This window comes from Ruminococcus hominis, from assembly GCF_014287355.1.
GTDB lineage: Bacteria > Bacillota > Clostridia > Lachnospirales > Lachnospiraceae > Schaedlerella > Schaedlerella hominis.
Window position 1 is genome coordinate 374,965 of the sequence record NZ_JACOPE010000001.1, and the last position, 25,504, is coordinate 400,468.

At 38.0% G+C, this 25,504-nt stretch carries 26 protein-coding genes, 1 pseudogene and 1 riboswitch; all 27 genes and pseudogenes read left to right on the forward strand.

What is annotated here, in order from left to right; translation table 11 throughout:
* Nucleotides 1–14 precede the first annotated feature (14 nt).
* The 27 genes and pseudogenes from H8S40_RS01635 to H8S40_RS01755 all read left to right on the forward strand — a co-directional run bounded on the left by H8S40_RS01635 (nt 15) and on the right by H8S40_RS01755 (nt 25,322).
* Nucleotides 15–671 carry a V-type ATP synthase subunit D gene (locus H8S40_RS01635; protein ID WP_022075279.1) on the forward strand — a complete coding sequence of 219 codons (657 nt, stop codon included), beginning with the start codon at nt 15–17 and terminating at the stop codon, nt 669–671.
* A 130-nt stretch (nt 672–801) separates the two neighbouring features.
* Entirely contained in the window at nt 802–1,161 is a 360-nt protein-coding gene (locus tag H8S40_RS01640) for a hypothetical protein (protein ID WP_117991001.1), read from the forward strand.
* A 151-nt stretch (nt 1,162–1,312) separates the two neighbouring features.
* On the forward strand, nt 1,313–1,819 hold the full coding sequence (locus tag H8S40_RS01645; RefSeq protein WP_118724529.1) for a shikimate kinase: 507 nt from the start codon (nt 1,313–1,315) through the stop codon (nt 1,817–1,819).
* A gap of 238 nt (nt 1,820–2,057) precedes the next feature.
* The gene (gene murA, locus H8S40_RS01650; protein WP_022075282.1) at nt 2,058–3,350 is read left to right on the forward strand and encodes a UDP-N-acetylglucosamine 1-carboxyvinyltransferase; all 1,293 of its coding nucleotides are present in this window, start codon (nt 2,058–2,060) and stop codon (nt 3,348–3,350) included.
* Nucleotides 3,351–3,437: 87 nt separating this feature from the next.
* Nucleotides 3,438–3,537, forward strand: a riboswitch (SAM riboswitch).
* A gap of 284 nt (nt 3,538–3,821) precedes the next feature.
* On the forward strand, nt 3,822–5,009 hold the full coding sequence (gene metK, locus H8S40_RS01655; RefSeq protein WP_022075283.1) for a methionine adenosyltransferase: 1,188 nt from the start codon (nt 3,822–3,824) through the stop codon (nt 5,007–5,009).
* A gap of 100 nt (nt 5,010–5,109) precedes the next feature.
* Nucleotides 5,110–6,162, forward strand: coding sequence for a HAMP domain-containing sensor histidine kinase (locus H8S40_RS01660; protein WP_117990995.1), 1,053 nt, complete (start codon nt 5,110–5,112; stop codon nt 6,160–6,162).
* The gene (locus tag H8S40_RS01665) at nt 6,159–6,851 is read left to right on the forward strand and encodes a response regulator transcription factor (protein ID WP_022075285.1); all 693 of its coding nucleotides are present in this window, start codon (nt 6,159–6,161) and stop codon (nt 6,849–6,851) included. Before H8S40_RS01660 ends, H8S40_RS01665 begins: the two co-directional genes overlap by 4 nt.
* A 4-nt stretch (nt 6,852–6,855) precedes the next feature.
* Complete coding sequence (locus H8S40_RS01670) at nt 6,856–8,247, forward strand: TrkH family potassium uptake protein (protein ID WP_186864386.1); 1,392 nt, start codon at nt 6,856–6,858, stop codon at nt 8,245–8,247.
* Nucleotides 8,248–8,257: 10 nt separating this feature from the next.
* Nucleotides 8,258–8,908 (forward strand): potassium channel family protein, encoded by a 651-nt coding sequence (locus tag H8S40_RS01675; protein WP_117990993.1) that lies wholly within the window; start codon nt 8,258–8,260, stop codon nt 8,906–8,908.
* 19 nt (nt 8,909–8,927) lie between these two features.
* Entirely contained in the window at nt 8,928–9,710 is a 783-nt protein-coding gene (gene rlmB, locus H8S40_RS01680; RefSeq protein ID WP_186864387.1) for a 23S rRNA (guanosine(2251)-2'-O)-methyltransferase RlmB, read from the forward strand.
* A gap of 142 nt (nt 9,711–9,852) precedes the next feature.
* Entirely contained in the window at nt 9,853–10,848 is a 996-nt protein-coding gene (gene argF / locus H8S40_RS01685; protein ID WP_186864388.1) for an ornithine carbamoyltransferase, read from the forward strand.
* Nucleotides 10,849–11,835, forward strand: coding sequence for a biotin--[acetyl-CoA-carboxylase] ligase (locus tag H8S40_RS01690; protein ID WP_118724518.1), 987 nt, complete (start codon nt 10,849–10,851; stop codon nt 11,833–11,835). It begins immediately after the preceding gene.
* Between the two features lie 11 nt (nt 11,836–11,846).
* Entirely contained in the window at nt 11,847–12,209 is a 363-nt protein-coding gene (locus tag H8S40_RS01695; RefSeq protein WP_118737718.1) for a DUF6145 family protein, read from the forward strand.
* Between the two features lie 15 nt (nt 12,210–12,224).
* Nucleotides 12,225–13,187: a tRNA dihydrouridine synthase DusB gene (dusB, locus tag H8S40_RS01700; protein WP_186864389.1), complete on the forward strand. Its 963-nt coding sequence runs from the start codon at nt 12,225–12,227 to the stop codon at nt 13,185–13,187.
* A gap of 257 nt (nt 13,188–13,444) precedes the next feature.
* Complete coding sequence (greA, locus tag H8S40_RS01705; RefSeq protein ID WP_117990979.1) at nt 13,445–13,930, forward strand: transcription elongation factor GreA; 486 nt, start codon at nt 13,445–13,447, stop codon at nt 13,928–13,930.
* A gap of 14 nt (nt 13,931–13,944) precedes the next feature.
* Entirely contained in the window at nt 13,945–15,990 is a 2,046-nt protein-coding gene (gene lysS, locus H8S40_RS01710) for a lysine--tRNA ligase (protein ID WP_186864390.1), read from the forward strand.
* A 234-nt stretch (nt 15,991–16,224) separates the two neighbouring features.
* A complete protein-coding gene (locus H8S40_RS01715; protein WP_055267402.1) occupies nt 16,225–16,410 on the forward strand; it encodes a DUF6440 family protein in 186 nt (61 codons plus the stop codon).
* Between the two features lie 51 nt (nt 16,411–16,461).
* Nucleotides 16,462–17,064 carry a Type 1 glutamine amidotransferase-like domain-containing protein gene (locus tag H8S40_RS01720; protein WP_007888235.1) on the forward strand — a complete coding sequence of 201 codons (603 nt, stop codon included), beginning with the start codon at nt 16,462–16,464 and terminating at the stop codon, nt 17,062–17,064.
* 497 nt (nt 17,065–17,561) lie between these two features.
* Entirely contained in the window at nt 17,562–18,857 is a 1,296-nt protein-coding gene (gene ltrA / locus H8S40_RS01725) for a group II intron reverse transcriptase/maturase (protein ID WP_186864391.1), read from the forward strand.
* Nucleotides 18,858–18,992: 135 nt separating this feature from the next.
* Nucleotides 18,993–19,280, forward strand: a complete 288-nt coding sequence (locus H8S40_RS15995; RefSeq protein WP_243238143.1) for an alpha/beta fold hydrolase — start codon at nt 18,993–18,995, stop codon at nt 19,278–19,280.
* A gap of 42 nt (nt 19,281–19,322) precedes the next feature.
* A complete protein-coding gene (locus tag H8S40_RS16000) occupies nt 19,323–19,733 on the forward strand; it encodes a hypothetical protein (RefSeq protein ID WP_243238144.1) in 411 nt (136 codons plus the stop codon).
* Between the two features lie 137 nt (nt 19,734–19,870).
* Nucleotides 19,871–20,755, forward strand: a complete 885-nt coding sequence (locus H8S40_RS01735) for a MerR family transcriptional regulator (protein ID WP_186864392.1) — start codon at nt 19,871–19,873, stop codon at nt 20,753–20,755.
* 548 nt (nt 20,756–21,303) lie between these two features.
* Nucleotides 21,304–21,540: a hypothetical protein gene (locus H8S40_RS01740; protein WP_117990968.1), complete on the forward strand. Its 237-nt coding sequence runs from the start codon at nt 21,304–21,306 to the stop codon at nt 21,538–21,540.
* A gap of 191 nt (nt 21,541–21,731) precedes the next feature.
* Nucleotides 21,732–22,328, forward strand: a complete 597-nt coding sequence (locus tag H8S40_RS01745) for a type IV toxin-antitoxin system AbiEi family antitoxin domain-containing protein (protein WP_117990966.1) — start codon at nt 21,732–21,734, stop codon at nt 22,326–22,328.
* The gene (locus H8S40_RS01750; RefSeq protein ID WP_366482149.1) at nt 22,325–23,176 is read left to right on the forward strand and encodes a nucleotidyl transferase AbiEii/AbiGii toxin family protein; all 852 of its coding nucleotides are present in this window, start codon (nt 22,325–22,327) and stop codon (nt 23,174–23,176) included. The genes H8S40_RS01745 and H8S40_RS01750 overlap by 4 nt, the downstream gene beginning before the upstream one ends.
* A 35-nt stretch (nt 23,177–23,211) precedes the next feature.
* Nucleotides 23,212–23,400: pseudogene (locus tag H8S40_RS16005) on the forward strand (cupin domain-containing protein); the annotation flags it as partial.
* 269 nt (nt 23,401–23,669) lie between these two features.
* Nucleotides 23,670–25,322 carry a PucR family transcriptional regulator gene (locus tag H8S40_RS01755; RefSeq protein ID WP_186864393.1) on the forward strand — a complete coding sequence of 551 codons (1,653 nt, stop codon included), beginning with the start codon at nt 23,670–23,672 and terminating at the stop codon, nt 25,320–25,322.
* Nucleotides 25,323–25,504: the final 182 nt, after the last annotated feature.

Here is a 25,504-nt window from a genome sequence, read left to right on the forward strand (position 1 = left end):
GTAGGTGAGGACGCTTGGCATCCACACAGGTAAATCCAACCCGTATGGAACTGACACGTTTGAAAAAGAAACGGATCACTGCAGTGCGAGGTCACAAATTATTGAAAGATAAACGTGATGAACTGATGCGCCAGTATCTTGATCTTGTAAGAGAAAACATGGAAGTTAGAAAACGGGTCGAAGCCGGCATTTTATCAGCGAATAAAAATTTTGTTATTGCCAAGGCTGGAATGTCGGAGGCGGAACTTCACACAGCACTGATGGCACCGAAACAGGAAATTAATTTGATTCCTTCGGAAGAAAATGTCATGAGTGTAGAGATTCCAAAATTTGAATATAAAACAAGAACAGCGGATGAAAATGATATTTATTCATATGGATTTGCATTTACATCCAGTGATTTGGATGGGGCTGTCAAATCTCTTGCAGATATTCTGCCGGATATGATAAGATTAGCAGAATGCGAAAAAGCATGTCAGTTAATGGCGGCAGAGATTGAAAAGACACGAAGACGTGTAAATGCGTTGGAGCATGTAATTATTCCGGAAACAGAGAAAAATATTAAATATATTACGATGAAGCTGGATGAGAACGAGAGAAGTACGCAGATTCGTCTGATGAAAGTAAAAGACATGATGCTCGAAGAAGCACATGGATATTCAAAAAAATAAAACCAGATTTTAAAGATGCAGTTGGAAAACCTAAAAGGTGCTCCGGCTGCATTTTCTATATATAAGCGGAACCATTTTGCAAAAAAGGCATACAGTAATGATATAAGCTCAGAAATGGGGAGAGGTGACCATGAACTCGAAACTGCCGTATTATATGGCTTATCCGATGCCACTTGCATATGACGATGAAAGGATGGAACGACGAGATTATGAATATATGAAAAGTCTGTACCCGGATACTGCAAAGAAAGTACTTCCCTATGTAGAGGAAGAGTGTGATAGAAATGAATATCCATGCAGTATGATTTATGATGAATATCCGGACCGCTTTTCACTTCGGATGATGTGTAATCGTATCTTTGATAAGGTTGTAAGTCAGGAAAAACTGGAACCGGAGGACTGGCTTAGAAATTTGATAGAGGTCATATTATATCAGGAATTGTTTAAACGTAGAAGTGATGACAGGAGAAACAGACGCCGCTTTTATTGACTGTACATGATGTTAAGAAAATTTTTATGAATTATAAGTGTTTTGAGTGGCACAGATATTTTACAATGAAAAAATATATGGTATAATAGAAACCGATGTTAACAATTATATTATTCAAAGTGAAATGAAAGAACATAAGCTGGAGACATATATGAAAAAAAAGAATATTATATTTATAGGAATGCCTGCTGTTGGAAAAAGTACGGTAGGGGTTGTGGTTGCCAAGCGACTGGGTAAACAGTTTATTGATACAGATTTGTTGATACAGGAACAGGAAAAAAAGCTGCTTCGTGAGATTATCGCAGAAGTCGGCGAGGATGGATTTTTGAAGATTGAAAATCAGGTAAACAGAGACGTAGATGTAGAGAATGCTGTAATCTCTCCGGGAGGAAGTATTGTGTATTGCGAGGAGGCGATGCAGCATTATAAAGAAATCGGAACAATTGTATATTTACAGGCATCTTATCAAACAATAAAACAAAGAATCCGTAATCCGAAGAAGCGAGGGGTCGTGCTCAGAGAAGGACAGACATTAAAGGATCTTTATGATGAGAGATGCGTTTTGTTTGAAAAATATGCAGATATCATTGTTAATGAAGACCAGTGTGAGATAGGGGATACGATTGAGAATGTACTGGAAGAACTCTCCAGATTATAATTAAGTTTATATCAAAAAGTTTTGCAATAATGTTACGAAAATAAAAAGTTCTTTTACAAAATTGTTTTTTATGCTATAATGTTTTAGCGTTTGTGAATTTGTAGACACAACAGCGTGTCATTTGAAATAGACAAAGAATAACGCGGGATATAAGTATATAAGCTAAAAAATGATTTATGCAACCGAGAATGGGGATTTAGAAAGATACGATATAAATATCGGATAATAGAGGTGCAAAATGGAGCAATATATTATTAAGGGTGGTAATCCGTTAGTTGGTGAAGTAGAGATTGGCGGAGCAAAGAATGCTGCACTGGCAATACTGGCAGCTGCAATTATGACAGACGAGACTGTATTGATTGACAACCTTCCGGATGTGAACGATATCAATGTGATGTTGGAAGCAATCGAAGGAATCGGTGCGATGGTAGAGCGTATTGATCGTCATACAGTGAAGATTAATGGTGGAACGATCACAGATTTTAATATTGATTATGATTATATTAAAAAGATTCGAGCATCTTACTATTTATTAGGAGCAATGCTTGGAAAATATAAAAAAGCAGAGGTGGCTCTTCCGGGTGGATGTAATATCGGAAGCAGACCAATCGATCAGCATTTGAAAGGATTTAGGGCACTCGGAGCTGATGTTGATATTGAACACGGCAAGATTGTTGCCGAGGCCGATGTACTTAAGGGTACACATCTGTATTTCGATGTTGTCTCTGTAGGAGCAACAATTAATGTCATGATGACAGCAGCGATGGCTAATGGCATGACAATTATGGAAAATGTAGCAAAAGAACCACATGTTGTTGATGTTGCAAACTTCCTGAACAGCATGGGTGCGAATATCCGTGGAGCCGGAACAGATGTGATTAAGATCCGTGGAGTGAAAACGCTTCATAAGACAGAGTATTCCATTATTCCAGACCAGATCGAGGCAGGAACATTTATGTTTGCAGCAGCGGCTACAAAGGGAGATGTAACTGTAACAAATGTAATACCAAAACATTTGGATGCAACAATTTCTAAGCTGATTGATATTGGCTGTGAGGTAGAGGAACTCGATGATGCAGTTCGTGTTGTTGCAAAAGGCAGATTAAAGTCTACACAGGTTAAGACATTGCCATATCCGGGATATCCGACAGATATGCAGCCACAGATTGGTGTAGTATTAGCACTGGCATCAGGAACAAGTACAATCACAGAAAGTATTTTTGAAAACCGTTTTAAATATTTAGATGAGCTTGCAAGAATGGGAGCAAATATCAAAGTAGAGGGTAATTCAGCTACAATCGAAGGTGTAGAGAAGTTATCCGGAGCAAGAGTGAGTGCACCGGATCTTCGTGCAGGAGCGGCACTTTGTATTGCAGGTTTGGCTACAGATGGAATTACAATTGTAGATGATATTGTTTACATTCAGCGTGGATATGAGCGCTTTGAAGAAAAACTCAGAAGCCTGGGTGGAATCATTGAGCGTGTATCGAGCGAAAAAGAAATTCAGAAATTCACATTGAAAGTAAGCTAATCTAAAAATTTTATAAACTGTATTGACAGAGACAATGATGAGTTGTATAGTTTGTTTGATAACTACAAATTAAATAATATAAACTTTCTCTTATTCAGAGCAGTGGAGATACAAAGGATCGAAGAAGCTGCGGCAACCCCTCTAAGCAGGAAGGTGCCAGCCTGAGCGAGTAATCGAACAATAAGGGGATTGTTATGAAATAGAAACAGTCCGTACGTTGTGCGGGCTGTTTTATCGTTATAAGCATCTAAGAAGGCTATATCAGCTGGGAGTCAATCCCCCAGCTGATATAGCCTCCGGCAGGATTGCAGAGGTGCGCAGTAGAAGTATGTCATGCAATTGCATGACGCGCACCTCGCAGCAAGAATGCCGAGGCATTCTTGAACAAGCCGGGAAGCAATGGTGTTATGCGGTATTCAAGTCGAAACAAATCCTAAACCGAGAGAAAGTACGGAAGAAAAGGAGAAGAACATGGAAAAATTATTATTTACATCCGAGTCCGTTACAGAAGGACATCCGGATAAGATGTGTGATCAGATTTCAGATGCAATTTTGGACGCATTATTGGAAAAGGATCCAATGAGCCGTGTGGCATGTGAGACATGTACAACAACAGGTCTTGTTATGGTTATGGGAGAAATTACAACAAATGCCTATGTAGATATCCAGAAAATCGTTCGCGATACAGTTCGTGAGATTGGATATACAAGAGGAAAATACGGATTCGATGCAGAGACATGTGGTGTCATCACAACATTGGATGAGCAGTCTGCGGATATCGCTCTTGGAGTAGATAAGGCATTGGAAGCAAAAGAAAATAAGATGTCTGATGACGAGATCGAAGCAATCGGTGCCGGAGATCAGGGAATGATGTTTGGATATGCAACAGATGAGACAGAAGAATATATGCCATATCCAATCGCAATGGCACATAAACTTGCCCTGCAGCTTACAAAAGTAAGAAAAGATGGAACACTTCCTTACTTAAGACCGGACGGAAAAACACAGGTTACAGTAGAATATGATGAAAATGGTGTTCCAAGACGTCTGGATGCAGTTGTATTGTCAACACAGCATGATCCGGAAGCAACACAGGAACAGATTCATGCAGATATCAAAAAACATGTATTTGACGTGATCATCCCAGAGGATATGATTGATGCAGATACAAAATTCTTCATCAATCCGACAGGACGTTTTGTAATTGGAGGACCTCATGGAGACAGCGGTCTGACAGGACGTAAAATCATCGTTGATACTTATGGTGGAATGGCTCGTCATGGCGGTGGTGCATTCTCAGGAAAAGACTGCACAAAGGTAGACCGTTCAGCAGCTTATGCAGCACGTTATGCAGCTAAGAATATTGTGGCAGCAGGACTTGCAAAGAAATGTGAGATTCAGTTATCTTATGCAATCGGTGTAGCACAGCCTACATCCATCATGGTGGATACATTTGGAACAGGTAAATTATCTGATGAAAAATTAGTAGAGATCATTCGCGAGAACTTTGATATGCGTCCGGCAGGAATTATCAAGATGTTAGATCTTCGTCGTCCGATTTACAAGCAGACAGCAGCATATGGTCATTTCGGAAGAAATGATTTAGACCTTCCATGGGAGAAACTGGACAAGGTTGAAGATTTGAAAAAATATTTGTAAGAATAAAAAGATGCGGTGCAGAAAAATGCTGTGTACCGCATCTTTTTTTAAAAAATTATGTTATAATCCCACTAGAGTAAAATGAAAAGAGGGCGAACCTATGAAGTTGAAAACGAAACTGGTGATTGCATTTATTCTGGTTATGATATTTCCAACTTTTGTTACAATGGCGGGAATGCATATGCTTGCACCGAACAAGGCAGGGGAAATACAGCAGATGTATTTGATTATCGTCTGCGTTACAACAGCTGTACTTGTCTGGTGGATTTATAAGACGGTTTCCGTGCCATTGGCAAAGTTGCAAGAAGCAACGAGAAATATCAAAGAAGGAAATCTGGATTTTGAGATAAAGCCGGAAAATGATGATGAGATAGGTCAGGTGTGTCAGGATTTTGAGGAAATGCGATTGCGTCTGAAGGCGAATGCAGAAGAAAAAATAGAATTTGACCGTGAGAATAAAGAACTGATCAGTAATATTTCCCATGATCTGAAAACTCCGATCACGGCAATCAAGGGGTATGTAGAAGGAATCATGGATGGTGTTGCAGATACACCGGAAAAGATGGACAGATACATCAAAACCATATACAATAAAGCAAATGAGATGGATCGGTTGATTAACGAACTGACATTATATTCAAAGATTGACACGAATCGTATTCCTTATGATTTTACAACAATTTCTGCAAAACAGTATTTCAGAGACTGTGCAGAGGATCTTGCAATTGAGCTGGAATCAAAAGGTGCAAAATTTGAATATCGTAATTATCTTGAAGAGGATGCTAAGATCATAGTAGACCCGGAACAGATGCGAAGAGTGATCAACAATATTGTTTCCAATTCATTAAAATATACAGACAAGCCACAGGCAGAAATAAGGATGAAAATTTTGGATGTGGGAGATTTCATCCAGGTAGAATTAAGTGATAATGGAAAGGGAATTGCTACGAAGGATCTGCCATACATATTTGAACGATTTTATCGTGCAGATGCGTCAAGAAATTCTTCCAAAGGCGGAAGCGGAATCGGGCTTGCGATCGTGAAGAAGATTGTAGAAGAACATGGCGGTAAAATATGGGCGACCAGCGAAGAAGGCGTAGGAACAACAATGTATTTTGTTGTCAGAAAATATCAGGAGGTGCCAATCGAATGAGCAAAAGAATTTTAATAATCGAAGACGAAGAAAGTATCGCAGAATTAGAGCGTGATTATTTGGAGCTTAGTAATTTTGAGGTGGAAGTTGCAAATGACGGACAACTGGGATTAGATAAAGCATTAGGAGAAGAATTTGATTTAATCATTTTAGACCTTATGCTTCCGGGAGTAGATGGGTTTGAGATTTGCAAACAGGTACGAAACAATAAGAATACACCAATCATTATGGTTTCAGCAAAAAAAGATGACATAGACAAAATCCGTGGACTGGGACTGGGAGCGGATGATTATATGACAAAACCATTCAGCCCAAGCGAACTGGTTGCCCGTGTTAAGGCACATCTGGCAAGATATGAGCGTTTGATCGGAAGCAGTGTGGATGAAAATGAAATCATAGAAATCCGTGGATTGAAGATTGATACAACAGCACGGCGCGTATGGGTAAATGGCGAAGAAAAATCATTTACAACAAAAGAGTTTGATTTGTTGACATTTCTTGCAGGTCATCCGAATCATGTGTATTCGAAGGAAGAACTATTTAGAGAAATCTGGGACATGGAGTCAGTAGGAGATATTGCAACTGTAACAGTGCATATAAAGAAAATCCGAGAGAAGATCGAATACGATACATCGCACCCACAGTATATTGAAACAATCTGGGGAGTTGGATATAGATTCAAGGTATAAAAATATGAGAAAGAAAACAATAAAAGAGCGTTTGCAAGAAGGAAGCTTTAATACAGTGCGGGTAATCGGAATGGGATTTTTGTTCGTAATTTTGATTGGCGCAGTACTTCTATGGATGCCATTTTCCGTGACAACACCGATGAAATTTACCGATGCATTATTTACGTCGGTTACAGCAGTCTGTGTGACAGGGCTTGTTACAGTTACTCCGGCAGTACAATTTACTGTGGTGGGAAAAGTAATCTTATTATTCCTGATTCAAATTGGAGGACTTGGAATTATTGCATGCGTTGTTGCATTTATGATCCTTGCAGGACAAAGGATTTCCCTGAGAAGACGAGTTATGATCCAGGAAAGCTATGGGTTGGATACGCTGAGTGGAATGGTACAATATATTATTCGGATTATAAAAGGCACATTTTTCGTTGAAGGAATCGGTGCACTTGCCTATAGTTTTTACTTCGTTCCAAAATATGGAGTGTTAAAAGGAATTGCATATGCGATATTCCATGCTATATCAGCATTTTGCAACGCAGGTATTGATATACTCGGGAGCTCCAGTTATATGCATATGGTCACAAGTCCAATCATTAATTTTACGACGATATTTCTCGTTGTAAGCGGAGGTCTTGGATTTGTAGTGTGGTATGATATTTTGAATAATATAAAACAAGTGCGAAGTATAAAAGATGTGAAGCGAAATTTCTTTCACAGACTGTCTTTGCAGAGCAAGATTGTACTTACAATGACGGCAGGGCTGCTTTTGTTTGGAATGTTTGCATTTCTTTTATTGGAATATCATAATCCTGTGACAATGGGAAAATTGACATTCTGGCAGAAAGTACAGGCGTCATTATTTCAATCTGTCTCAACACGAACAGCAGGATTTGCGACAGTTTCTCAATCAGGGCTGACAGCCGCATCGAAGGCAATCGGCTGTATGCTGATGATGATTGGAGGTTCTTCCGGAGGAACAGCAGGAGGTGTCAAAACGACAACGGTTGCGCTGCTGTTATTGACTTGCTTAGGTGTAGTAAGAGGAAGTCGTGATATAGAGTGTTATGGAAGAAAAATTCCACTCTCACAAGTAAAATCTGCGGTGACAATTTTATTTTTGACAATTATGTTTTGGATGTCGGGAACAATTATCATCACGATTTTAGATCCACAGGTGAATTTTTTGAGAATTGTATATGAAACAACATCGGCAATTGCTACAGTTGGTTTATCGGCAGATTTGACACCTAGCTTGAGCAGAGCAAGTCAGTATGTACTGATGGTGATAATGTACATTGGAAGAATCGGACCGGTCACGATGGCAATGATTTTTGCAGGAAAAGGGAAAAATGCAGAACAGTATCGTGAATTACCGGAAAAACAGATTATGATAGGATAGGAGATAGAAGATGGGAAAACAATTTGCTGTGTTCGGTCTTGGAAGCTTTGGAAAAAGTGTAGCATTGACCTTGCAGAGTTTTGGATGCGATGTGATCGCAGTTGATAATTGTTATGAGAAGATACAGGATATTGCAGATTCGGTTTCATATGCGATGTGCGGAGACGTAACAGAGCCAGAATTTATGAAAACGATAGGAGCCCGCAATCTGGATGGGGCAGTGATTGCAGTTTCAGAAAATCTTGAAGCTGCGATCATGGCAACTATGATTTCGAAAGAAATGGGAATTTCTTATGTATTGGTAAAAGCAATGGACGAACTGCAGGGAAAGATTCTTGAGAAAGTCGGTGCTGACTCGATTGTGTATCCGGAAATCGATATGGGTGAACGTGTAGCAAAAAAGCTGATATCGACAGAATTTATTGATTGGATTGAGTTATCTCCGGATTATAGTCTGACAGAGAAACTGCTTCCGAAACAATGGGAAGGAAAGAGTCTGGCAGAGCTGCGGGTCCGCGAAAAATATGGGATTAACGTAATCGGAATTTTAAAGGAAGACAAGATGGATATGGCATTAGATCCATCAAAACCATTGCAACCGGATGATATGTTATTTATTATCGGGAAAAATTCTGATTTAGAGAAGTTTAAGCTAAGGTAAAGAAAGGATTAACAGACGAATGATCACAAGTACAAGTAACCAGAGAATTAAGGAGATTGTACAGCTTCAAAAGAAAAACAGAGCAAGAAATACAGAGGGTGTATTTATTGTAGAAGGAATCCGTATGGTAAGGGAAATACCTGAGGATAAGCTAAAAGCACTCTATGTAACAGAAGAGTTTTATAAAAAGCATAAAGCAGAACTGCCGGGAAATGTGAAGCCGGAGTTTGTAACTCCGACGGTGTTTTCATATATTGCAGATACAAAAACACCTCAAGGGGTACTGGCAATTGTATGGCAGAATAAATACACGTTGGCAGATATTTTAAAAAAAGGTACAGAAAAAAAAGAAATGCTGCTTGTGTTAGATAATCTTCAGGATCCGGGAAATCTTGGAACCATTTTCAGAACTGCAGAGGCAGCGGGGGTTACAGGGATTATTCTTAGTAAAGACAGCGTGGATATTTACAATCCGAAAGTGATCCGCTCTACGATGGGTGCAATTTTCCGTATGCCATTTGTGTATGTGGAGAAATTGACAGATACAATAGAAGAATTAAAGGCACATCAGATTCAGGTTTATGCGGCTCATTTGGAGGGGAAGAATGCATATGATGAGGAGTGCTATCTCAATGGCACAGCTTATCTGATTGGAAATGAAGGAAATGGACTGAGACAAGAGGTGGCAGATTGTGCGGACACATGGATACGGATTCCTATGTTGGGACAGGCAGAATCCTTGAATGCAGCAGTTGCAGCTTCCATTTTGATGTTTGAAGCAGCAAGACAGAGACGAAAATAATGTTGGATTTATCACTGGAATATGGTATTGTAGTAAATAGATGTAGGGCAAAACGTGTGAATTTACACATGAATCATAGTTTTGCCATATATATTTACCAAGATATACACGTTTATATGTGGGAATAGGAGAGAAGAAAGACATGAACTTAAAGGGAAGAAATTTTTTGACATTAAAAGACTTTACTCCGGAAGAAATTACATACCTGCTTGATTTATCAGCAGAATTAAAAGAGAAAAAGAAAAAAGGAATTCCGGTGGACCACTACAAAGGGAAAAATGTTGCGCTGATTTTTGAAAAAGACAGTACAAGAACAAGATGTGCTTTTGAAGTTGCAGCATCTGATATGGGAATGGGGTCTACTTATCTTGGACCTACAGGATCTCAGATTGGAAAGAAAGAAACAATCAAAGATACAGCACGTGTACTTGGAAGAATGTATGATGGAATCGAATATCGCGGATTTGATCAGGAAATCGTAGAGACATTGGCAGAATACGCAGGTGTTCCGGTATGGAACGGGCTGACAAACCAGTATCATCCAACACAGATGCTGGCAGACATGTTGACGATCCGCGAATATTTCGGAGATTTAAAAGGGCGTAAGCTGGTATATATGGGAGATGCAAGATATAATATGGGTAACTCTCTGATGATCGCCTGCTCCAAATTAGGTATGCACTTTGTTGCCTGCACAACATCAAACTATTTCCCAAATGCAGAATTAGTTGAGACATGCCGCGGATATGCAGCCCAGTCAGGTGGAAGTGTTACATTGACAGAAGATGCAATAGAAGGAACAAAAGGCGCAGATGTTATCTATACAGATGTATGGGTATCTATGGGTGAGCCGGACGAGGTGTGGGAGTCACGTATTAAAGAACTTGCACCATATAAAGTTACAAAAGAAATTATGGCAAATGCAGGAGAACAGGCAATCTTTTTACACTGCTTACCGGCATTCCATGATTTGAATACGACAATTGGTAAAGAGATGGGAGAACGCTTCGGATTTACAGATATGGAAGTGACAGATGAAGTGTTTGAATCTGAGCAGTCAAAAGTATTTGATGAGGCCGAGAACCGTATGCACACAATTAAAGCGGTTATGGTAGCAACACTTGGAGAAGTAAAATAAATGAAAACAGAAATCTTAAAGCTTTTGAGAGAAAGTCAAGATTATGTTTCCGGGCAGCAGTTGTGTGAGACTTTCGGAGTTTCACGCACAGCAGTCTGGAAAGTAATGAATCAATTAAAAGAAGAAGGATACGAGGTCGAAGCAGTTCGGAATCGAGGATATCGGATCGTGGGCAGTGCAGACGTTATGACACAAGAAGAGTTAGAAAGCCTTTTGGATGGCCGAACAAAGTGGGCCGGACAGCATGTTGTCTATTCTGATGAGATTGATTCAACAAATATAAAAGCAAAACAGTTAGGTGAAGAAGGTGCGTCACACGGGACACTTGTAGTGGCAGATATGCAGACTGCAGGTCGAGGAAGAAGAGGACGTGGGTGGGATTCACCATCCGGCAGCAGCATTTATATGTCCATTATGCTTAGACCAAAATTCCCACCGGTAAAAGCACCTATGCTGACAATCGTAATGGCTTATAGCGTAGCAAGAGCATTGCGTACATGTACCGGATTAGATGTACAGATTAAGTGGCCGAATGATATTATCCTGAATGGAAAAAAGATTGTTGGGATATTGACAGAGATGAGTACAGAAATCGACTATATTAACCATGTAGTGATTGGAGTCGGAATCAATGTCAACACAGAAACATTTCCAGAGGAGATAGCAGATAAGGCAACTTCTCTTCGGATTGAGATTGGGGAAGTACAGAAGAGAGCACCGATTGTAGCAGAAATTATGTCTGAGTTTGAAAAATGCTATGAAGAATTTGAAAAACAGGAAGATTTGAGCTTTATTCAGGAAGAATATAATAAGCTGCTTGTGAATTGCGGAAAGGATGTCTGCATTTTAGGTGCAAAAGAATCTTATCAGGCACATGCTTTGGGAATTAATGAAACCGGTGAATTAATTGTCCGCCGGGAAGATGGAAGTAAAGAAACCGTATATGCAGGAGAGGTATCTGTGCGTGGAGTATACGGATATGTATAAGGTGGTATGATATGGAAAACACAGAAGAGATTGTACTTTGTGCAGCCAGTGCATATGAGCAGAAGTTTTATTTGAATCCGGATTTTATGACACTTCCAGAGTCAGTTCGCCAGGAACTTCAAATCATGTGTGTACTGTATACAGCTGATGTTGGCGGAATCCTCATGGTTGTATATGATGAAGATGGAAACCTTGAATTGAAAGTCGAACATGATGAAAATGATTTCGAATTTGACGAAATTGGAAGCGTTCTTAAAATTAAAGAATTACAGAATACAAAAAGAGAATTATTTGAATCATTGGAATTGTATTATAGAGTCAAATATCTTGGAGAAGACATTGATTTGGATGATGTCGAAGATTCAGAAGAATAGGTTAAGGGGAACTATATGAAACAGTTAACAATTGGAAATGTTACATTGGACAATTGCTATGTACTGGGACCGATGGCAGGCGTAACAGACCTGCCATTTCGTTTGTTATGTAGAGAACAGGGAGCAGGTCTGCTGTGCATGGAAATGATCAGTGCAAAAGGGATTTTATATAACAATAAAAATACAGAAAGTCTGCTTCAGATCCATCCGGATGAGATGCCGGTATCATTGCAGCTATTTGGTTCAGATCCAAAGATTGTAAGTGAGATGGCGAAACGTATCGAAGAAAGACCATTTTCGATATTAGATATTAATATGGGATGTCCGGTGCCGAAAATTGTCCGAAACGGGGAAGGGTCTGCATTGATGAAAAATCCGAAGCTGGTGTATGAACTTGTATCAGCAACAGTGAAGGCAATTCAAAAACCGGTAACTGTCAAAATCCGAAAAGGATTTGATGATGAACATGTAAATGCAGTAGAAATTGCAAAGATTATTGAAGAAGCCGGAGCTTCGGCAGTTGCGGTACATGGCAGAACGAGAGAACAGTATTATTCAGGAAAAGCTGACTGGAATATTATTCGTCAGGTAAAGGAAGCTGTTCATATTCCGGTTATTGGAAATGGAGATGTGACATCGGGAGAAAAGGCAGTTGCAATGCAGGAACAAACAGGATGTGACGGAGTAATGATCGCACGCGGGGCACAAGGAAATCCATGGATCTTTTCAGAGCTGACAGCATATGAAAAAACAGGTGAAATGCCGAAACGTCCGGATGTAGATGAGATACGTCAGATGATGCTTAGACATGCAAGACTCCAACTGCAATATAAAGGCGATTATACCGGAATCCGAGAGATGAGAAAACATGTTGCCTGGTATACCAAAGGACTGCATAATGCAGCACGTTTAAGGGATGATATCAATAGCGTTGAGAGCTATGAAGAACTTGAAAAAATCTTGACAGTATTGGCATGATTGGGTATAATATTGTAACTGCGAATAAGACTAAAAAAGAGATGGACCATGCTTGAAAAACAAAAGGTTTGGGACATCTTTTAGTTGCGTTATGAGATTAATTTACAAGAACAAACAGACAGAAGAATAAGACAGAAGTATTCAGAATATATTTATTTCAAAATATAGATTTGAAAAATAGTAATTCTAAAGTTAATCATAAGATATGATTGCAGACTTAAAAAGAAAACACATGAGACTAAAAAGGAGAACAAATCATGGCAGAGGCAAAGAAAAGATTACTGACATATGCTGGATTAAGAGCATTAGAAGAAGAACTTGAAAATTTAAAAGTAGTAAAACGTAAAGAAGTTGCAGCTAAGATAAAAGAGGCAAGAGAACAGGGAGACCTTTCAGAGAATGCTGAATACGATGCAGCAAAAGATGAGCAGCGCGATATCGAGGCTCGTATCGAAGAACTTGAAGCAATTCTTAAAAATGTAGAGGTTGTAGTGGAAGACGAAGTGGATTTCGACAGAATCAATGTTGGATGTACAGTAAAAGTATACGATGTAACATTTGATGAAGAAATCGAATTCAAAATCGTAGGATCTACAGAGGCGAACTCTTTGGAAGGAAAGATTTCAAACGAGTCACCTGTAGGACAGGCTCTGATGGGTAAAGAAGTCGGAGACGTAGTAGATGTTGAGACACAGGCAGGTGTGATCCAGTACAAGGTTCTGGGTATCAACCGCTCACTCTAGGAAGGAGATATACAATGGCAGATAATCAGAAAAAAACACAGGAACCAGACTTAAATCAGTTGAGAAAAGTTCGTCGTGAAAAACTCGCAGAACTTCAGCAGAATGGAAGAGATCCATTTCAGATTACAAAATTTGATCAGACACACCATTCACTCGAAGTGAAAAATCTTTATGAAGCACACGAAGCTGAGCTTTTAAAAGACCGCCAGGAGCCAAATGTAGACGGTCTGGATGAAGAGCAGGTAAAAGAAGTTCTGAAGAAAGATTACGAAGACAAGAGAAGCATTATGGATGCAAATCCAATTCACGTATCAATCGCTGGACGTATGATGTTCAAGAGAGTTATGGGAAAAGCTTCCTTCTGTAACATTCAGGATTTACAGGGAAATATTCAGGTATATGTCGCAAGAGATGCAATCGGAGTTGATGCATATACAGATTTCAAACGTTCGGATATCGGTGACATTTTCGGATTAGAAGGATTTGCTTTCAGAACAAGAACAGGAGAAATCTCTATTCATGCTGAAAAGATGATACTTCTTTCTAAGAGCTTACAGATGCTTCCAGAGAAGTTCCACGGTCTGACAGATACAGACACACGTTACCGTCAGAGATACGTTGACCTGATTATGAATGCAGACTCTAAAGATACATTTATCAAACGTTCAAAGATCCTTGCAGCAATCCGTAAGTACTTAAGCGGAGAAGGATTCATGGAAGTTGAGACTCCAATGCTTGTAGCAAATGCAGGAGGAGCAGCAGCAAGACCATTCGAGACACACTTTAACGCATTGAACGAGGATCTGAAGCTTCGTATTTCACTTGAGCTGTACCTGAAGAGACTGATCGTTGGTGGACTTGAGAAAGTATACGAGATTGGACGTGTATTCCGTAACGAAGGTCTTGATACAAGACATAACCCAGAATTTACTCTGATGGAGCTTTACCAGGCATATACAGATTACCACGGCATGATGGATCTGACAGAGAATATGTATCGTTTTGTTGCTCAGGAAGTTCTTGGAACAACACAGATTGTTTACAAAGGAATTCCGATGGATCTTGGTAAACCATTTGAGCGTATCACAATGGTTGACGCAGTTAAGAAATACGCAGGCGTTGACTGGAATGAAGTTGAGACTTTAGAGCAGGCAAGAGAACTTGCAAAAGAACACAATCTTGAATTTGAAGAGAGACATAAAAAAGGTGATATCCTGAATCTGTTCTTTGAAGAATATGTAGAAGAACACCTTCTTCAGCCGACATTCGTAATGGATCATCCGGTTGAAATTTCACCTCTTACAAAGAAAAAACCAGAAAATCCAGAATATGTAGAGCGTTTCGAGTTCTTTATGAATGGATGGGAAATGGCAAATGCATACTCAGAGCTGAATGACCCAATCGACCAGAGAGAGCGTTTCAAAGCACAGGAAGAACTGCTTGCACAGGGTGATGATGAAGCTAACACAACAGATGAAGACTTCATGAATGCCTTAGAGATTGGTATGCCTCCTACAGGTGGTATCGGATTTGGTATTGATAGAATGTGTATGTTGTTGACAGGAGCAGAAGCAATCAGAGATGTATTACTGTTCCCGACGATGAAGTCGTTGAATGATGTAAACAAGGGAAATGATGTAAAAAATCAGCCTGTCGAGGAAATGAAGGCTGAGCCTGAAAAGATTGATTTCTCAAAGGTGAAAATCGAGCCTTTGTTTGAGGAACAGGTTGATTTTGATACATTCAGCAAGTCAGATTTCCGTGCAGTAAAGGTTAAAGAGTGTGTTGCAGTACCGAAGTCAAAGAAACTGTTACAGTTTACTCTTGATGACGGAACAGGCACAGACAGAACCATTTTAAGCGGTATTCACGCATATTACGAGCCGGAAGAGCTTGTAGGTAAGACACTTATCGCTATCACAAATCTTCCTCCTCGTGCTATGATGGGTATTGACTCTTGCGGTATGCTCCTCAGTGCTATTCATGAAGAAGAAGGCGAAGAAAAGCTTCATCTTCTGATGGTTGATGACCACATTCCAGCAGGTGCAAAGCTCTATTAAGATGATGTAAAGATGTACCGTTTTACCGAATAGACGGGACGTACTTCATTTGATAAAAAACTAAAAAAACAGCGATTTACATCAAACTTACATCAATTGATGCAGAAATCGGTGCAAGTAAGAAAAAATCGCATAATTAGTGCAATGAGTGGGCAATTCCAATCGGAGTTGCCCATTTTCTAAAATGAATGGAAATGCAAATCGGTATTTAATGCTTAACGAGGAGGAATAAACATGGCGAAGAAAGAAGAAAGATTTGAAGTTATATTTAGAGATGGAAGTTCGCTTAAAGATGAAGGGATTCGACAAATTCTTGTAGATAAGGAGACTGGAGTTAATTATCTTTGTTGGAAATCTGGATACGGGGCTGGTATTACACCTCTTCTGGATTCTGAAGGAAAAGTCATAGTTACTAAGTAAAATTAAAGTTTGTAGAATTAAGAAAATCGAAATTTATAAAGGAGAATATTGATGAAATTATTTTTATGTTCGCACTTTTCAAGTGTAGGAAGTCTGATAAAGGAAGAAATTGAAAATAAGAAAGTCGCATTTATTCCAACAGCTTCACTGCGTGAAGGCTACACCGGTTATGTCGGCTCGGCTCGAAAATTATTCAAAAAGTTGGGAGCGATCGTAACTGAAATTGATATTTCAACGGAGGCTTATTCAACGATACAGTCTGTTTTTGAAGAAGCAGATGTGATATATTTTACCGGCGGAAATTCTTTCTTTCTTATGGACCAGCTCCGTAAAACGGGAACTGATGGACTGCTGAAAAAGGAATTGGCAAATGGAAAATTGATGATCGGCGAGTCGGCAGGCGCAATTATATGCGCTCCAAGCATCCAATATATCGAGCAAATGGATGAAAAGCCGGAGGACTACTCACAAGAAGATGATGCAGGGATTGATTTGATTGATTTCTATGTTCTTCCGCATTATCTTACAGCACCATTTAAGAAAGTTACCGAGAAAATAATGACTGAGTTTTCGGATTTGAATCTATGCCCAATTAACAACCGTCAGGGAATTGTAATTGATGGTGAAGATTCAAAGGTTATTTGCAAAGACTAATTTGAAAATTCCAGTTGTGCGCCCAGCTAAGGGTGTGTAGTTAAGCCGGTGGGATTCCGGTTTATCCAAGGTTTAGCCAACCAGATAATAGCGAGTCTTGGGATGATGCCGGTAACGGCATCTGACAAGCGTAGACAGCAAGAAAGCAGGGTTGAATAGTGATTGAGCTTCGAAACGTTAACTTCAGTCGGTCGACGTCTTAACTGGTGCGGAAGACAATATCATGTAATGCGATATGGTGAGTGTTATGTGGCACTGCGGAGTCAGAGAACCAATCATGTTTTACATTGTGAATACACATCAACTGGGGAGAACCTGCCATTTCTCGAAGAAGAGTATGAAATTGCAACTGAAAACGGAGTATTTCAAATGAATGGTAGGTGGTCGGACAATCCCATAGTACTGTAGAAGTCGGGCAATGCCGATGGAGGGAAGGGGATTGCATAGTAAAGGTCTTACTGAGGACACATTATCCGTACTCAGGGACGGAGGAAATAATGGAAACGAAATTAGTAAGAATAGCTGAGATATCGGCAACATCAAAACATCCTATATTTACATCAGTGTACCGCCTGATAAATGAAGATATGCTAAAGCAATGCCATAAGGAATTAGATGGGAACAAAGCAGTCGGAATTGACAAGGTAACTAAGGATGAGTATGGGAAGAACCTTGATAGAAATATCAAGGAACTGGTACAGAGGTTGAAAAACAAATCCTTTAAGCCACTTCCGTCACTGAGGGTATATATACCTAAAGGAAATGGAAAGAAACGACCATTAGGGATTGCTTCCTATGAAGATAAGATTGTACAAATGGCAGTGAAGAAAATACTGGGAGCTATTTATGAACCGAGATTCCTAAACTGCATGTATGGATTCAGACCGAATAGGGGGTGTCACGAAGCAATAAAAGAAGTATATCAACGGATAAGCTATGGAAAAATCAGCTATATCGTAGATGCCGATATCAAAGGTTTCTTTGACCATATCGACCATGATTGGATGATGAAGTTCCTTGAATGGAATATACAGGATAAGAACTTATTGTGGCTAATACGTAAATACCTTAAAGCAGGAATAATGGAGCAAGGAAAATTCGAGCCAACAGAGGAAGGTTCGGCACAAGGCTCAGTAATGAGTCCGATGCTTGCAAATATATACATGCATCATGTACTGACGTTGTGGTTCAAGCTGGTGGTGCAAAGGGAAATGCAGGGAGAGTGTTTTCTCGTCAACTTTGCGGATGATTTTGTTGCAGGATTTCAATATAAGTCAGAAGCTGAAAGATACTATAAAGAGTTAAAGGAACGAATGGAAAAGTTTGGACTGGAGCTGGAAAGTAGTAAAAGCAGACTGATTGAATTTGGGAGATTTGCAGAGCAGAATCGTAGAGCAAGAGGAGAATGTAAGCCTGAAACATTTGATTTTCTGGGATTTACCTTCTACTGTAGCAAAACTCGAAAGGGAGGTTTCGTGCCAAAGGTACAGACTTCAAGGAAGAAGTTTGAGCAAAAGGTTAGAGCATACAAGAACTGGATTTACGATAATCGAAATCGACCAATGCGAGAAATAATTAAAGAGTTGAACGTAAAACTAATTGGACACTATCGGTATTATGGTGTTACATGGAATTTTCGGAAGATAACAACATTCCGGCATAGAGTACAACAGTTTCTATTCAAAGCCATGAATCGGAGAGGTTGTAGACGGGCATACACATGGAATGGATTTGTGGAAATGCTCAAGTATTACCCGTTAGCAAAACCTAAAACGTACTATTGTTTATATTGAAGCGAATGTTACTATGAGGAGCCGTATGCGGGAAAGCCGCACGTACGGATCTGTGAGGGGCTAAGATTAAGAGGTCTTAGTCTACTCGACTGTCGAACACATGAAAATTTGAAGTTTACAGCGAGGTGAAAGAGGTTGAATTATGTAGAATATGGAAAAGAAAACAGCGATGTAATTATCCTCTTACACGGAGGCGGTTTATCATGGTGGAATTACAAAGAGGTTGCTGAAAGACTTCAAACAGATTATCATGTGGTTTTGCCTATATTAGATGGTCATGCAGGATGTGATAAGCAGTTTACGACGATAGAGAATAATGCTTTGGATATTATAGAATTTGTAAATAGCAAATTGGGCGGTTCTGTTTTAATGATGGGAGGACTATCGCTTGGAGGGCAGATTTTGCTTGAAATTTTATCTTAACGCAAAGATATATGTAAGTATGCAATAGTGGAAAGTGTACTTGTGATACCTTCAAAATTTACATATTCTATGATTAAACCGGCGTTTGGAAGTTGCTATGACTTAATAAAGTATAAGTGGTTTTCAAAATTGCAATTCAAATCACTACGAATAAAGTCGAATTTGTTTGATGAATATTACAAAGATACTTGTGCTATTAGAAAGAGTGATATGATTGCCTTTTTACAGGAAAACTCAGTATATTCACTAAAAGATGGCATTGGAGAGTGTGAAGCAACCGTTCAAATTTATGTTGGAGAAAAAGAAAATCAATCAATGAAAAAATCTGCTAAAATCATTCATGAAAAATTGCAGGATAGTTTTATAAAAGTTCTTCCTAATATGTTTCATGGAGAGTTTTCAATAAACCACGCAGATGATTATATGAGAAAACTATTAGAAATAGTAAAGTGAAGGTAACTTTCAGTCTTCGGCAGAGACTGAAAGCAACAGAAGATTTGAATTTGTATGATTGAAATGAAAACTTCAAAAATATATTGACTTGTACGTAACGTACACCCTTATACTATCATCATAAGGAGGTGCATCCGATGTTATTGAATGAAATTATAAATGAGGTTGGAATGACAAAGCGTGCAGTTAAGTATTATGAAGAAAAAGGATTGCTGTCAGTGGATAAAGATAACAATGGTTATCGTAACTATACTGCACAAGATGTTGAAACTTTAAAAAAGATTTCAGTATATAGAAAACTCGGTATTAGTATTAAAGACATACAGAGCCTTTTGGAAACTGGCGACAAAAGTATTCTTCTTCGTATTTATCAAGAAAAAGTGCAGGAAAAAGTTTTAAAAGACTCAGAACTTGAAGCTTTGAAGCAATTTATAGATGATGGTGACGCAGACAAAGCTAATGAGGCACTTGATTATCAAACCGTTGAAAATGCGATTGAGTCTTTGCTACCGGGAAAAGAATGGGGAGATTATTTTAAAAGTCATTTCAAACCATTTCTTAATGTAAGGTTGAAGACTCTGGAACAGAAGCAAGCACTACAGAATATATTAGAATATTGCGATGAAACGACATTGAAAGTTCCTTTTATCATGGGAATAGGTGCGAAGATGATAGGTGGGGTTGCACAAGAAACCAGAACCGCAGATGAGATGATAGCCTATTATCGAGATATGAGTGAAAGTGACTACGAAAGCCTAAAAGAAAAAGTATGGAAAGGTGCTAAAATGAAAAACGGTATAATGAAATACCATCCGGCATTTGTTTCACAGAGAAAAATGCAGAAAGAGTTACAAAATAAAGGCTATAACGATATATTCATTCCTAATTTGATGGTTCTGTCTCCAACGTATGCAGAATATAAGAAAGCGTTAGATAATGTGAACGATAGAATGTGTAGAGAACTTGGACTGTATTATGATAGCAATTACAACTTAGTTATTAAAAAAGATAATTCTAAGTAAAAGTTAAACTACCCTTTGAGAAAGGAGAATCCTTTTCTCAAAGGATTTTTTCTATTTATACGGATATTCGCAAACTACAAGATAAATCCAAAACTTCATATACTCTAAGCACAAGGAGGTTGAGGTTTGACTATGAACAACAGTTTAACAGAAGTACATGTATATCATTCATCGGAACTCCCGGCAAAAGGCTTGCAAAGGTGATTTCCCTTTCCTTTACGAGTACAAAGTTGTAGGTAATGATGATTTTGTATGAATAAGGAGCGAACTGAGTTGAATAAAGAGTTAAAGGTTATAGATTTTTATTGTAAGAAGTGCAAGAAGAGTATGAGGATTTCATACATGGTAGGGAGACATCTGCAACAAGCGTATGCTGATGATACGCAAAGGTGCCATTCTAAGGACACATGAAAAATTAGAAACCAGTTTGAGGACTGGGACTGTTATTTATGTGTCCTTTTTTATTTGCTGAAAATTACATAATGAGGAGTATTTATCTGTCCTTAAACGTTTCTAGCCACAACAGAAACGAAAGGACGATAAAAGATATGTATAGAGAAGTAGATGAGTATAATGAAAATGTGCAGCTTAAGATAGGTCAGAGAATACAGGAAAAAAGAATAGGAAAAGGGAGCGTTGGTGTTGATATGGAAGCTTACCTTGACATAACAGCAAATAGTTATTCCAGATTGAACGTGGTGAAGTTAAATGTGATTTACCTAAATTGTTTGTTATCTGCCAGCTTTTGGATGTTAGTGCAGATTATATACTGTTTGGCAGAGTAAATGATGATGATAATAATGGAACTTTGACACAGGAGCAGATTGAGGCAATCAGGATTATGAAAAAAGCTTTTGCATAATTACACTGATTAAGAGGCATTATTAATAATGAAATATAATAAGAATGAATTGTTTACAAACGTGCTTTAAAATAGTAAAATTAAAGCATATTCGTAAAAGAAGAGGTGAGACATTTGGATTATATAGAAGAAATTAAGTGTATAGCTCGAAATAGCGGGGGATATGTCAGGACTTCTCAGATAGAGGAACTTGGTATTAGCAGACCGATGATTAAAAGATACAAGGAATCAGGACTACTGGAACAGGTTAGCAGAGGAATTTATAGTGTAACAAATGAGATTTTGGATGAATATGTAGTATTGCAAAAACATTGTAATAAAGCAATTTTTTCTTATGGAACAGCACTATATTTGTGGGGAATGTCAGATCGGACACCACACATATTTGACATAACTGTACCACAGGGCACACATACATCACATTTAAAAAAAGTAAACGAGGATTTAAGATTTCATTATGTAAAATCAGATTTTTATGAGATTGGTATAACGCAGACAATATCTCCACAAGGAGGAAATGTTTTTCTATATGATAAAGAACGATGCATATGTGATCTTGTTCGTAATAAGGATAAGATAGAAATGCAGTTATACAGTCAGGCAATTAAAGAGTATTTTAAAGGAAAGAGCAATCAGAGAAAACTATTGAAATATTCGAAAATATTTAATGTTGAAGATAAAGTAAGGGTATATATGGAGGTATTAATGTGAAAACACCAGAACAGCTAAAAGGGAAAATAAGAAGTATTGCAGAAAAAAAGAATCTGCGTTCTCAAGAAGTACTACAGATGTATCTGTTTGAAAGAATATTAGAGAGATTAGCAAAATCACCTTATTCAAAAAATTTTATACTTAAAGGCGGATTGCTAATATCTTCAATGATGGGAATAAGTGAACGAACTACGATGGATATGGATACAACAGTTCGTGGAATTACTATGGAAGAAGATGAAATTGTAGAAGTAATAAAAAGCATCTTATTGGTTCCTGTAAATGATGGAATTGAATTTACATATGAATCAATAGAGCCGATTAGAGATGACGATGCTTACAATAATTTCAGAGCACATATAAAAGCTCATTATGGTAAGATTAATGCACCGATGAAAATAGATATTACAACGGGTGACAGCATTACGCCAGGAGCGGTAAGATATGAATATCCGTTATCTTTTGACGAGGAAAGTGTTGAGATAATGGCATATTCACTTGAGACAATTCTTGCAGAAAAATATGAAACAATTATCAGAAGAAATATTGGAACCACACGTGCACGAGATTATTATGATTTACATATGTTATATCGGCAGCACCATGATGAGGTTCGTATAGATATATTGAGGGAGGCAGTTTTACATACAGCTAAGAAAAGAGAATCATTAGAAGAAATTTATGATTGGGAAGAAATCTTAAAAGACATATCGGAAGAACCAGCATTATATAAGCTATGGGAAAGATACGCAGAAGAAACCAGTTATGCAAGGGAATATTCGTTTGATGATGTCTTAAATACTGTTGAGACTATAGGCAGAGAATTAAATATCAGGAAAAGCTTATAAGAAGAAAAAAATATATGTTCGCCATGTGGTGACGATTTCCCCATTCTCATAAAGAAAATGAAGAAATCTATGGAATTCTTTCAGGTAACGGCAAAGCCATAATTGATGGAGAAGAAATCAGCCTTTCAACTGGAGACTGGCTAAAAATCGCACCTGTTGCAAAGCGTCAGTTTTTTGCATCCGATATTTTCGGAATTACTTATATCTGCATTCAGGTAAAATAAAATTCTCTGGAACATTTTACAGCAGAGGACCCGTAATCGGCTAATTAAAAGTATTTATTTACAAAAATGCACAGCTCCCGATGCGAGCTGTCTTTTTTATTTGAATCTATATAAAATATGCATTTTATACGCATGAAGAAATTGACAGAAAATTTCGGGGGGGGGGGGGGTATAATTACACTGTATACTTATGCCACTTTTGAAAACACAACATCAGATGCTGGTACAACCAAAGTAGACAACAAAAGACGAATTTGACGAGGTGCTGAATGGCTTATACGGTAAAACAATTATTAGAATCGAAACAATTTCCTGATATGAGATTAGTGACATGTAAAGAAAATCTGAATCAGGAAATTAAAGGTATACGAATTATCGAAATAGAAGATATGGAAAGATATCTGACTGGAGGAGAGCTTCTTCTTACAAATATGAAAGTGTATTTCGGAGAAACGGACAGAGAGTTTCGGAAACATTTGAATGAACTGGAGAAGAAACAGGTCAGTGGATTTATTATAAAGCAGCATCCGGACATGGTACAGAAAGTCAATTATTATGATATTTTATTAAAGTTTTGTTCGGAACGTAATATTCCAGTGATAGAAATTTCGGAAGATGAGTATTATTGGGGTATTATAAAATATGTTATTCTGCAGATCTATGATGAAAATATCGCACGGTTGATTTATTTCAAATTGACACACGACAATATTTCTAACATGTTATTGGATGGAGAGAATTTTGAAGATCCAACTAAAAATATTTTATTTCTATTGTCTTCTATGATTGGCAATCCGGTAGCGTTATATTATAGTAACTTAACTTGCTGTGCGTCCACAACGCAGGATCTGTCTGATTTTGTATTTGAGAAAAATGTTGAGAAATATAAACCGGATATTGTTACCAGATTTGAATACAAAAAACAGAGAAAAGAGCATACGCAATATATTACAAAAATACATGTGTTAGGTCGGGTAGAAGTTTATTTGGTAGTCACGGAAGTGAATATGCCATTAACAATACTGGACTATATGGCATTGGAAAATGCTGTTTTTACTTTACAGTATAGTTTTATGGAAACATATGCTCGAAATGAGATAGAAAAAAAATATCAACGAGATATTGAATATAGCTTGCTTAATGGTTTATTAACGGGCGATGAATTGAGTAAAGCTGCAAGAATGCTAAAATTGGAAGATACAGATCAATATTGTGTGGTAAGTTTTCATACGATTTCAAGCAATAGCGAAGATTATTATACAAAAGAAGAATTAGAAGAAATCGGAGTGATAGAAGGCGAGATTCAGAGATTACTTCCAGATGAACATATTTACCGGAATTTGAATCAGATTGTGTGTATTCATGAAATTAAGCCTGGGGAAACACAAGCAGGGTTCCGGGAAGAAATGGAAAAATTATATCAGACAGTACAGAAGCAGATTTTTCACAGAAATAAGACAACGGATTTTCAGATTGGCATTGGAGGTATTGTTAATGGATATGGAGATTTGAAAAAATCTTTTAATGATTCAAAGAAAATCATAGACTATATGGATATGCTCAGATATCTCTATGGTGATAAGAATATATCGGTAGCCGATTTTTCTAAGCTCGGTTTTTTCCGGATTTTTGAAAAAATCAAAAATCGTGATGAACTGATGGAATATGTGCCAGAGTCACTTGTGAAATTATATTGGTATGATAAAGAACATGATGGAGAACTGATTGAAACGCTGCAGGCGTATCTGGACTGTGATAAGAGTGCGAATAAAGCAGCTGAAAAACTCTATGTAAATTATCGTACTCTTTCAGGGCGATTGAAAAAAATAAGAGATATTTCTGGCATTGATTTCAAGAATTCTGCTGAGATGCTGGCTGTTAGAAATGGAATCGTTTTATTCAAAATGGCAGAAACACTGTAATTTAAAGAGAAACTATATCTCTACGGTATGGTTTCTTTTTTTTGCGAAAAACCGATAACTACAAACTTTTTGTAGCAAAACGTGAAAATATCTTCCTATTCTCTGTATTATTTTTGCAAAAAACAAGTGCTATACTTTAACCAGTACATAAAAGAATACCTTGATTATCTAAGTTGATATGA